Genomic DNA, 11431 nt, shown 5'->3' with positions numbered 1-11431 from the left:
ATGTTAAAAATCGACAAGATCAATACACATTATGGGCCAATCCAAGCGCTACATGACGTCTCTATTGACGTCAAAACCGGCGAGATAGTCACTCTCATTGGAGCCAATGGCGCCGGCAAAACCACTTTGATGATGACTATTTGCGGCGATCCGCGCGCAACGTCCGGCACAATCGAGTTTGACGGCGCAGACATCAGCAAAATGGATACACCTGCCATTATGCGCAAAGGGCTAGCCGTTGTCCCCGAAGGCCGCCGAGTGTTCTCACGCCTTACTGTTCAAGAAAACCTGCACATGGGCGCTTATTTTCGCTCTCAGGCCGAGTATCAAGAAACGTTAGAACATGTACTGGAACTGTTCCCCCGCTTACGCGAACGAATCAACCAGCGCGCTGGCACCATGTCTGGCGGCGAACAACAAATGCTCGCTATTGGACGCGCGATGATGAGTAAGCCACGAATGATCCTGCTAGATGAGCCGTCATTAGGCTTAGCGCCTATCATCATCCAGCAAATCTTCGACATCATCGAACAGCTGCGCAACGAAGGAGTGACTATCTTCTTGGTCGAGCAAAACGCGAACCAAGCATTACGCATAGCAGATCGGGGTTATGTGCTCGAAAACGGCCGTGTAGTGCTCAGCGATACAGGTGACGCGTTACTCACCAATGAAGCCGTACGCCAAGCGTATTTGGGAGGGTAATGCACCTTCCTTTGCCCTCGACCCCTCTAAAAGCCGCCTAGCAGGTGGCTTTTTTATTTTCTGTCCAACTAACTTCAAAATCCGCCAGCACTTGCCGATACCTTGTCTATACTCTGTTAATAAAACGAATGTTTCATACATAAATATTCAATGTGTAACAAACATGAAAAGGATTAAGGTATGTCTGATCGCCAGTTTCGACTTGTAACCCGTAGTGACTTTGATGGCTTAGTGTGTGCTGTTTTACTGAAGCATCTAGATCTATTGAACGATATAAAATTTGTACACCCTAAAGATATGCAAGACGGGAAAATCGAGATAACCGGGGACGATATCACGACCAACCTACCTTACGTTGCTAGTGCACATATTTCTTTCGACCACCACTTATCCGAAACCATCCGTAACGAGCAAGCCGATAACCACATCATAGACCCGGACGCACCATCAGCAGCACGTGTCGTATGGCGTCATTATGGTGGCCATGCTTCATTCCCTAAAGCATGGGATGAAATGATGGAAGCCGTCGACAAAGGCGATTCGGCTCAATACAACCAAGAAGAAGTGCTAAACCCTAAAGGTTGGGAGCTGCTTAACTTTTTAATGGATGCGCGCACCGGCTTAGGACGCTTCCGCGAATTTCGCATCTCTAACTACCAGTTAATGATGGACCTTATCGACTACTGCAAGAACCATAATATCGATGAAATCCTGACTCTTCCTGATGTGAAAGAGCGCGTCGAGCTGTATTTTGAACATGAAGCCAAATGCAAAGAACAAATTAAACGCTGCGCCACTGTGCACGGAAACTTAGTCGTCTTAGATTTACGTAACGAAGATACGATTTATGCCGGCAACCGCTTTGTAATTTATGCGTTATTCCCGCAATGTAATATTTCTATCCATGTACTGTGGGGCTTAAAGCAACAAAATACCGTATTCGCGACGGGTAAATCGATCTTTGATCGTAACTCGCAAACCAATGTAGGCGAACTTATGCTGCGTTATAATGGCGGTGGTCATCATGCTGCGGGCACTTGCCAAGTTGATAACGATAAAGCCCAAGCAACTCTCGAAGCATTGATCAAACAAATCAACGAAGACGGCTAAGGAAAGCGCGCACATGGATTTTTATGAATGCCTGCAAAAACTGGCAGCGCATGATGGTTCAGACCTCTATTTGTCCACAGGCGCTCCGCCCTGTGGCAAGTTTCAAGGCGTCCTAAAACCCCTGTCACGGGATATTTACCAACGCGGTGATATTGAGAAAATCGCTTTAGCGGTCATGGATGAAGAACAACGCGAGACATTTCATCACGAATTAGAAATGAACCTCGCAATCACAGTTGAAAAAGCGGGACGCTTTCGACTCAACATCTTCAAGCAACGTAACGATGTCGCCATCGTCGCGCGTAATATCAAAATGGATATTCCGCGCATGGAAGATTTAGGGCTACCGGATACGCTTAAAGATGTCATCATGTCTAAGCGTGGGCTAATCCTCTTTGTGGGCGGTACAGGTTCTGGCAAATCGACCTCGTTAGCGGCATTAATTGATCACCGCAACACCAATAGCGGCGGTCATATCATCACCATTGAGGACCCTATCGAGTTTGTTCATTCGCACAAAAAGTCGATTGTTAACCAACGCGAAGTCGGTGTGGACACTCGCAGTTTTCACAATGCCTTGATTAACACCCTGCGCCAAGCACCCGATGTGATCCTTATTGGCGAAATACGCGACCGTGAGACAATGGAACATTGTTTAGCTTTCGCAGAAACCGGACACTTAGCAATTTCCACTTTGCATGCAAACAACGCCAACCAAGCGTTCGACCGGATTATCAATTTCTTCCCTGAAGAAAAGCGCAACCAGCTTTTAATGGATTTATCGTTAAATGTCCGTGCAATCGTCTCACAACGGTTAGTCCCAACTATTGATGGCAAGCGTGCGGCAGCTATAGAAATACTTATCGGCACATCCACTATTCAAGAGCTGATCCTCAAAGGGGATATTGATGGTATAAAAGAAATAATGGAAAAGTCCGAAGCATTGGGTATGCAAACCTTTGACTCTGCTTTGTTCAAGCTAGTAAAAGAAGGCCGCGTTACAGAGGAAGAGGCTATCAAAAATGCCGATTCGCCGAATAACCTGCGCCTTCGTATTAAACTCAGCAAAGAAGGTCAAAACACAACGCCAGGCCTCAATTTAAGTTTAGAAGAAGACAAAAAAACCGAAGCCGACGAAGGCGAAACCGATCCAATCAACTCGATTTTCCGCTAAGCCTCACTGTTTATCTAGACCATTCACCGCAAGCGCTGGCATCGCGTTAGTGCTTGCGGTACATTCTCGCTTCATTTAATACTTCTTTTTTTAATCTCTGCCCGAGTGACTGCTCATGAACGATATTATCGATGAACTTCGCGCTATGAATCTCGATCGATTTGGCTCAATCGAATTACCAGATGAAGATCAACTAGTCGAAATAGAAGAAGAATTGCTCATTGGCATACCACCCGATTTTAAAGAGTACCTCTTAGAAGCAAGCGATGTAGTGGTGGGCACGCTTACCCCTGTTACGGTTACCGACCCGCACGCGCATACTCACCTTCCTGACGTTACGGCAACCGCATGGTCTATTGGTTTACCGCGCGATGTTATCCCTGTGTGCGAAACACCAGATGGCTACTACGCGATGTCTAGCGAAGGTGTGATTAGTTTTTGGGAACGCGAAACCGAAGAGTTTGGCGAAGAAGAGTGGGAAAACATCTGGGATTGGGTCGAGAAAGTGTGGATGCAAAGCTAACGCATCACTCATTTTCTGACTGCACATGCACCTGTAGATCGCCCTCTTCGGTTTCGGATACAAAAAAATCGATTGGGCGACAACACACCTGACAATCTTCGATATATTGCTGGTCCGAATCGGTTGGATCAATCAATACCGTAATACGCTCTCCACAATACGGGCATCCAATCTCTTGTTCATCTAAAAAGCTCATTAACTTACCTCTTCATTTAATTTTTTACCCTATTCTCACTCTGATAGCCTTTGCCCAATTTAGATCCACGCTGTAGGTCTAATTTTTATCGCCAAGCGCTGCGCTTAGGGTTGGCAATGCCTTCATCTCTTCTTATCATCGACAGTATCAATCACGCTCAACACAGCGAGCCTAAAGGCGACACCCATTTATGGATATTAAGCAGCTACAATTTTTATGCGCCCTAGAACGCCTTGGTCATTTTGGCAAAGCAGCCGACGCTTGCTGTGTAACACAACCGACGTTATCCATGCGGCTTCGTAATTTAGAGGAAGAGCTTGGCGTTACACTGATCAAACGAAAGCAGCGCTTCGAAGGCTTTACGCCCGAAGGCGAGCGATTACTACAGTGGGCCAAACAAACCATCAGTGCTTTTGATGGGCTGAAATCCGAAGCGGCTCGCTTAAAAGGCTCCTTAGTCGGCACTTTACGCATTGGTATTGTGCCCCTAAGCCATGTACACCTCATGCCTGTTCTCAAAGCCTTATCAGAACAGTCTCCTCAACTACGCTTCCAATTACACTCCCTAAGCTCCGAGCAGATCATTGAGCAACTAACCAGTAATCATCTGGACGTCGGGCTGACTTACTTAGCTCAAGTAGAGTCCGAACGCTTTATCGTGCACCCTTTAGGGCAACCCGATATCGGCTTGTTATACCACCCTGAGTACTTTCATTTTGACCAAGACTCAAACTTACCGGCACCGCATCGATTACCCTGGTCGGCACTAGACAACATCCCCCTCGGCTTGCTGAGTCCAGCCATGCGGTTTAGACAAGGTATCGATCGCACCGCCAGTGTTAAAGGGGTAACACTGACTCCACTGATCGAATCCGATGCCGTCGAACACCTAATCGAAGCCGCTAACGAAGGCCTTTGCTGCACGCTAGTCCCCTTACCTGTGCTTAACAGTCCTATGCTCGACCATTTAATGATAGCTCCGATGGAAACCGCTTTACCGCAACCTGCGCTTGCTGCTGTTAGCTGTCGTAACCAAAGCACTCCCAATGGGCTCGCACTTGCCTTGTTACAAATGCTGAAAACCACCCATTGATAGACCATATCTATCAGCAGATCTATAACCTTGATTGGACGCCGAGAGCCGACAGGCCTATTCTGAAGGACACATCATCAAATAATGATCAACCACTATGAGCCCCGTGTATCTTGCTTGGCCCGAATCTAAACACCTGAAAAGCCATGCAAATAATCAAGAAACAACCCAAGCGGCAACTGTTTGCTCAACACCTTGTGACGAGCAGCCCTCATCGAGCAACCAAGCTCAACGGTTGCCATGTAATCGTCATGGGTATCAAACAACCCTATACAGGGAAGCCTACACCGCTAACAATCCAAGCGACTCTTTTGAAGATTTATCCGTCGATTTAATCGAAGAAATGCCGCTCGTTATTACCGTTAACGGCCTTGCTCATGCGGTTATGATGATAACGCCCATTGATATCGAATCATTTATAATGGGGTTTGCCTATAGCGAAGGGATCATTAGCTCATTGCAGGACATACGCGATTTACGCGTAGATCCAATTATTTATGACGGCATAGACAGTATAACGGCAGACATCGTACTTAGCCCTCGCGCATTACATACCTACAAGCAACAACAAACCGCTCGTAAAGGCTCTACAGGCTGCGGCTTATGTGGAACCGCATCATTAGCTGATGCCTTACCACCACTGAAACCACTGCCTGATAACAGCGCTTTTGCGAATCTCAACGCAGAACAGCTCATACACCTTCGCGATAATGTATCGACTTACCAGGTTTTAGGCCGCCAAGTGGGCGCTATACACGCCGCCGTTTTAATAGATGAGCATGGAACCGTGCTCACCAGCCACGAAGACATAGGCCGTCATAATGCCCTTGATAAAATCATAGGCTGGGCGCTTGAGCACCAAAAAGAGCTCACCGGCACTAGCGTGTTAATGACCAGCCGCTGCAGTACCGAGCTTATCCAAAAAGCCGTTCGTGCCGGCATTCACTCATTAATCCATTTGGCTTCGCCTAGCGCGCTAGCGGTTCAGCAAGCGCGACGTTACGGACTCAGCCTCATCCACATACCGCGCCATGGTAAACCTCGCTATTTTTCTGATAGGTACACATCTACTAAATGCACTGACAATCACCCAAGCATCGTGTCTTAAGGCCTAACAAGGAACACCCCATGTCCACGCAAAAGGCAACACAAACACACTCATTTAAAACAGCGTATTTCACCCCTTACACAGGCCCAGCAGGTGGTTGGGGAGCCTTACAAAGTACCACTCAGCACTGGCTAAAAAGCGAAAACGCCGTTCGTAATATCCATACTTTGCTTAAAACCAACCAAGCACAAGGCTTTGATTGTCCGGGATGTGCATGGGGAGAAAAACACGATAACAGCAAAATCCGGTTTTGCGAAAACGGTGCTAAAGCTGTTAATTGGGAAGCGACCTCTAAAACCGTTTCACCCGACTTTTTCGCACAGCACAGTGTTGGCTGGTTAAGCACTCAAAGCGATTATTACCTAGAGTACCAAGGGCGTTTAACCCACCCAATGCAATACAACGCGAAAACGGATCATTATGAGCCTATCAGTTGGGAAGACGCATTCACCACCATTGCTAATACCCTTAACCGTTTAGATTCGCCTAATGAACTCGAGCTATATACATCAGGCCGTGCAAGTAATGAAGCCGCTTTTCTATACCAGTTGTTTGGCCGGTTGTTTGGCACGAACAACTTCCCTGATTGCTCTAACATGTGTCACGAGGCCAGTGGATATGCCCTAACCAGCAGTATAGGTACCGGCAAAGGCACCGTTGAAATAGACGATTTTGAGCAGGCCGACGCCGTTTTTGTCTTTGGTCAAAACCCTGGAACCAATCACCCCCGAATGCTAGAAACGCTGCGGGAAGTCAGCAAGCGCGGCGCGCCCATTGTAAGCTTTAATACTTTACGCGAGCGTGGGTTAGAGCGCTTCCAAAACCCACAAAGTCCCGTCCAGATGCTAACCAACGGATCAACGCCGATATCATCACACTACTTTTGCCCTAAAATAGGTGGCGATATGGCTGCAGTCCGCGGCATGGTAAAAGCCTTACTCGCATTGGAACACGAAGCGCAAGAGCGCTCAGAAGCAGTGTTTGATCACGCTTTCTTAACAGCACACACCATCGGACTTGAAGATTATTTAGCTATAGTTAATGCAACTCCGTGGACAAGTATTGTGGAGCAATCGGGCTTAAGCCAACCCGAAATAGAACACGCTGCTACCCTCTACGCCCAAGCACCGCGCGTTATCTGTACATGGGCAATGGGCATCACACAGCATAAACACTCAGTAGCGACCATTCACGAAATTATCAACCTGCTCGCCTTACGCGGCAACTTAGGCAAACCTGGCGCTGGTGCCTGCCCCGTTCGCGGACACAGCAATGTACAAGGCGACCGCACCATGGGTATCAACGAAAACCCTAGCACTGCCTTTTTAAGCCGCTTAGGTGAAGTGTTTGGTTTTGAAGCTCCCACCCAAGCAGGCCACGCCGTTATCGACGCCATCCGCGCTATGCGATCAGGCCGCAGTAAGGTGTTTATTGGGCTGGGCGGCAACTTTGCTGCCGCGACACCAGATACACAGGTCACACTTGCCGCTTTACAAAACTGCGAGCTCACTGTGCAAATCAGTACTAAGCTTAACCGCTCGCATTTAGCGGTGGGAAAAAACGCCATCATATTGCCTTGCTTGGGACGCACAGATATTGACCACCAAGCAAGTGGCCCACAACAGGTCACCGTAGAAGATTCGTTTAGCATGGTGCATGCTTCCGGTGGTGTTATTGAGCCGCTATCAGATCAAATGCGCTCTGAACCGGCTATCATTGCTGCATTAGCCACAGCGACATTCGCAAACAGCCCCAAAAGCCAGCTCGTCAACTGGTCAGCGTTAACCGAAGATTATGGACGTATTCGTGATCTGATCGAGCAAGTCATCCCCGGATTTGAAGGTTTCAACGAAAAAATCGCCCAACCGGGCGGGTTTTACTTAGGTAACAGCGCACGCGACCTTGTGTGGAAAACCCAAACGGGCAAAGCTGTTATCCACAGCCACACACTGCCCACCAGCATATTGCCTGATAAAGCAGCTTCTCAACTCACAGAACGCACACTCATATTGCAAACCCTGCGCTCACATGATCAATACAACACCACCATTTACGGCATGAATGACCGATACCGTGGTATAAAAGGCGAACGCAAAGTGATATTTATTAACGAAGCCGACATACAACGCCTAGGCTTTGCAGACGGCCAAAGCGTCAGTATTCGATCATTATGGGACGATGGCGAAACTCGCCAGATAGATGGTTTTAAATTAGTCCCCTACGATATTCCAGCTGGTAATGTAGCCGCTTACTATCCAGAAACTAACCCGTTGGTCCCGCTCGACAGTGTGGGAGATTTTAGCGCGACCCCTACTTCAAAAAGTATAGCGGTAGAAATACAAGCGTATGAATCCGCACGTATTATTTAGCATGTGTTAGGACAAATAAGCTAAGAAAACTCAACACCCAAGGGCTTGAGTAGACGCGGCAGCACCGCATCAAGCTGCTGCGTATCCGCTTCGGATAACTCAATAAGCGTTAGGCCTGCTTTTTTGTAACGCTGACGCTTAGTGTCTATAAACTTAAGGTAGTCAGCCTCACGAGAGCGATCCACACACTCAATGTACACGCCAACATCAGGCAAATAAAAATCGGATACCAGCGTCATATCAAACGACAAACTACGATTAATCGCATGATTAATCCCAGCCAAATACAACCAATTATCAACACGCTGAGTCATCAAGTAACGATGGGCATGCCCGTCGAGCGATAAAAAATTAGCCGCTTGCTGCTGCTCAGCTCGTAAAAAGTCTGGGTAATCTGCATGATAAGTGCGATCTAACTGCAAAATGGAGCTCAATTCTCCCGCTACTACTCCCACCGAATGCTTCAACACGGGTTGTTCTAGCAGGTTATCAGGCCAAATAACGTAAGGGATGTTGTCTTTTGTTTCGCGCGCTAAACCACCATAAAAAGACCCGTGATGCGTTAGTTCCCACCCTTTGGGTTTTGCTCTTTTTATCCAATGTAACTCGGCCAGCACCGTATTTAGCTGCGCAGGCGAAATCCCCAACGGCTCAGCTAACTGGCTAACTGTCACATGCGAGCGAGCGGGAAGCACGGTAGACGCCGGTAACCCATCCGGCTCATCAAGCGCCAACGAATCGGGCCAAACAATATACTGACCAAAACGTTCACTGGATACGACCTCGCCACCTTGCTGCCGTCCAGTATTTGTCAGCTCCCATTGCTCGTTCAACCGGACAATCCATCCTCGTTGGGATAGCTCAGCAAAGACGGCTTTAACACTGACACCTCGACGCTTAGCCAGCGCACTGGTCGAAACTTTTTCGGCAGACATCGTGTCTAGTCCTTTCTTAAAAATAACATGGCTAGTAATGTTGGCCTTCTAGCAACCTACTATTTATTCATCTCATCATACGGGCAGCCCGTATAAACTTACCACAGCGTACCCTATTAATATCAGCTCCTCTATGAAAGCATCGACGCCGTTTCATTTAACACTTATTCGCCACGCCAAATCGAGCTGGGATAACCCTAATACGGCAGATTATTACCGGCCTCTTAACACACGGGGTTATAACAACTTACCTGAAATGACGGAAAGAATTATCCAGCGCAACTTACGCCCTAGCTTGTGTATTACCAGTGGAGCAACCCGCGCACAAGCCACAGCCAAAGCCGTGCATCGAGAGTTACGCCAAGCACAGCCCGACCTCTCGCTTGTGCTAGAAGATGACCTGTACGAGGCAACACCCGAGGCGCTTTTACGCGTGATACAACGACAAGATAACCAGCATGAACACTTGATGCTCTTTGGTCATAACCCCGGAATGCATCAGCTCATTGAATTACTCACAGCCGAGACACTTACTAAATTCCCAACCTGTGGCATCATGCACCTATCGCTTACCGTATCTCAATGGTCATCGGTATGCAGTGCAAGCGGTTCAGTTCTTTGGTTTGATTACCCCAAGCTCCACAAAGGCTAGTTACTTTACATTATGCTCTCATTGATCAAGCGACATATTTCACAACAACGCATCGACAAAACAATCAGCGTCATAGAAGCGGGAGATCTACCTGCCCTACTCAAACTACTCCCTAAACTCGATGCCGATTGGCTTAATCAACCCAAAGCCAACACCCCTTCTCTGTTAGAACTCAGTATCGCCGCACAGCAGCCCACGTTAGTAGAACAGTTAATCAATGCCGGAGCCGACCCCAATCAAACAGGGCTTAAGCACGAATCCTTACTCGTACTAGCGCTGCAGCAGCCCGCCCAACGGCTAGCCCTAATCACACTCCTCATGAAAGGGGGCGCCAAACCTCAAGGGCTAGCCACAGTTAAAGCGTGCTTTGACCATTGTCCAGAGAAAGAGCTGATGCTACACCTTAACCGGTTAGAACAATACGGTGTGGATCTCACCCTTGTTGATAGCCAAGGTAACAGCGCATTACAGTACGCCTTGGCGAGCAACAACCGCGAACTCATGCATTTTTTAGTGAGCTCGGGCGCTCCGCTTCCTGACGAATGGCCAACCACCTTAGATGAAGAGTTAAAAGCCTATCTAACGCGTTGCGCCGAGGATCGTCGAATTCGCCTCATGATGTTAGGGCCTTAGGAGCTACGCGCTCTAAAATGCCATTCGCCCGGCTGCATATCATTTTTGACGGCTTCGCGGATCGAATCATCAATCGCTTTATCATCTAAATGATACAAACCGCACAACCCCAGCGCTTTACGCACGTCCACCTGAGCGCCCAAATACTCCATCACCACGCGTGTACAACTTGGCGTGCGCACGCCATTGGCAGGGACACCTAAGCGCAAACCATTAAGCCGGTTGATGCGGTTTTTATAACTAGGAATCAGTATGGTTTCAGTGACTTCGTTAGTGGCTAACGACTCGTAATCGGCCATAAAAATCCGGTCCGTTAAAAAGACAACAACCCCAAGATATTTACTATGATAGGCCGGATCAGTCGCCGACTCTCGCAGTCGCTCGGTGCGTTGATAAAAAACCCCGTCGTTCTGCTTCTCGATGCAAATCAAATTACGGAGTATTTTTCCCGGCACAGCCATAGACAGGTAATACTCAAAGTAATACCCCAAATATTTATCCATTTGCGTACCGCTCGCTTTGTGCAACAGCGCCAAATGCTCATTTTCTATGCGTGATGCTACAGGCTCGGCCGATGGACGCGGGCGCACTTGAATCAAACGAGCAAACTGAGGTGCCGGCAGCATCAACTCGTACTCTTCCACCCCAAAAAAATCACACAATTTACGCAATGTGCTCGCCGAAGGCTTATAACGTCCTGTTAAATAACGGTTAAATTGCGAACGATTAATATCCAACTCCCGACATACTTGGGCAATCGAATCATAATAGCTACACAGCAATTTAAGATTACTTGATAAATCTTGATACATACCGTTAACCCAAACCCCATAGTGATGCACTATGATGCATTTAAAGCATCAAAAAGCATACTATTTTCCCATTCTGCGTAATAGAGTGATGCTGCCTTGTCATGTTTAAATTTTAGTCAGTAAC

At 47.7% G+C, this 11431-nt stretch carries 12 protein-coding genes; 9 read left to right on the top strand and 3 right to left on the bottom strand.

The features are described from left to right. The 4 genes from OW491_RS00720 to OW491_RS00705 all read left to right on the top strand — a co-directional run bounded on the left by OW491_RS00720 (position 1) and on the right by OW491_RS00705 (position 3509). A complete protein-coding gene (locus OW491_RS00720; RefSeq protein ID WP_075179787.1) occupies positions 1-702 on the top strand; it encodes an ATP-binding cassette domain-containing protein in 702 nt (233 codons plus the stop codon). A 180-nt stretch (positions 703-882) separates the two neighbouring features. Continuing rightward, complete coding sequence (locus OW491_RS00715) at positions 883-1812, top strand: exopolyphosphatase (protein ID WP_075179786.1); 930 nt, start codon at positions 883-885, stop codon at positions 1810-1812. Positions 1813-1825: 13 nt separating this feature from the next. Beyond that, entirely contained in the window at positions 1826-2986 is a 1161-nt protein-coding gene (locus tag OW491_RS00710) for a PilT/PilU family type 4a pilus ATPase (protein WP_290034367.1), read from the top strand. A gap of 115 nt (positions 2987-3101) precedes the next feature. Beyond that, on the top strand, positions 3102-3509 hold the full coding sequence (locus OW491_RS00705) for an SMI1/KNR4 family protein (protein WP_290034366.1): 408 nt from the start codon (positions 3102-3104) through the stop codon (positions 3507-3509). Between the two features lie 4 nt (positions 3510-3513). Here the strand turns inward: OW491_RS00705 and OW491_RS00700 are convergent, their stop codons facing one another. After that, complete coding sequence (locus OW491_RS00700) at positions 3514-3705, bottom strand: CPXCG motif-containing cysteine-rich protein (RefSeq protein ID WP_075173709.1); 192 nt, start codon at positions 3703-3705, stop codon at positions 3514-3516. A 190-nt stretch (positions 3706-3895) separates the two neighbouring features. On the opposite strand from OW491_RS00700, the gene OW491_RS00695 reads away from it, so the two are divergent. From OW491_RS00695 to OW491_RS00685, 3 genes are all read left to right on the top strand, one after another. Then, on the top strand, positions 3896-4798 hold the full coding sequence (locus OW491_RS00695) for a LysR family transcriptional regulator (protein ID WP_290034365.1): 903 nt from the start codon (positions 3896-3898) through the stop codon (positions 4796-4798). Positions 4799-4895: 97 nt separating this feature from the next. Beyond that, positions 4896-5906 (top strand): formate dehydrogenase accessory sulfurtransferase FdhD, encoded by a 1011-nt coding sequence (gene fdhD / locus OW491_RS00690; RefSeq protein ID WP_290034364.1) that lies wholly within the window; start codon positions 4896-4898, stop codon positions 5904-5906. Positions 5907-5926: 20 nt separating this feature from the next. Then, entirely contained in the window at positions 5927-8275 is a 2349-nt protein-coding gene (locus tag OW491_RS00685; RefSeq protein ID WP_290034363.1) for an FdhF/YdeP family oxidoreductase, read from the top strand. A 20-nt stretch (positions 8276-8295) separates the two neighbouring features. On the opposite strand, the gene OW491_RS00680 is transcribed toward OW491_RS00685, so the two are convergent. Next, positions 8296-9210 carry a hypothetical protein gene (locus OW491_RS00680; RefSeq protein WP_290034362.1) on the bottom strand — a complete coding sequence of 305 codons (915 nt, stop codon included), beginning with the start codon at positions 9208-9210 and terminating at the stop codon, positions 8296-8298. A 133-nt stretch (positions 9211-9343) separates the two neighbouring features. On the opposite strand from OW491_RS00680, the gene OW491_RS00675 reads away from it, so the two are divergent. Together OW491_RS00675 and OW491_RS00670 are read left to right on the top strand one after the other, a co-directional pair. Then, complete coding sequence (locus OW491_RS00675; protein ID WP_075179781.1) at positions 9344-9862, top strand: histidine phosphatase family protein; 519 nt, start codon at positions 9344-9346, stop codon at positions 9860-9862. A 12-nt stretch (positions 9863-9874) separates the two neighbouring features. Then, complete coding sequence (locus OW491_RS00670) at positions 9875-10495, top strand: hypothetical protein (RefSeq protein ID WP_075179780.1); 621 nt, start codon at positions 9875-9877, stop codon at positions 10493-10495. Here OW491_RS00670 and OW491_RS00665 read toward each other — a convergent pair. Then, on the bottom strand, positions 10492-11307 hold the full coding sequence (locus OW491_RS00665) for a helix-turn-helix transcriptional regulator (RefSeq protein WP_075173703.1): 816 nt from the start codon (positions 11305-11307) through the stop codon (positions 10492-10494). The genes OW491_RS00670 and OW491_RS00665 overlap by 4 nt on opposite strands. Between the last annotated feature and the right edge of the window lie 124 nt (positions 11308-11431).

Origin of the sequence: Neptunomonas sp. CHC150 (genome assembly GCF_030397555.1) — a bacterium.
In the GTDB taxonomy this organism is placed as follows: domain Bacteria; phylum Pseudomonadota; class Gammaproteobacteria; order Pseudomonadales; family Balneatricaceae; genus Neptunomonas; species Neptunomonas phycophila.
The sequence above is the reverse complement of the archived record's forward strand: the minus strand, read 5'-3'. Positions and strand labels throughout refer to the sequence as shown.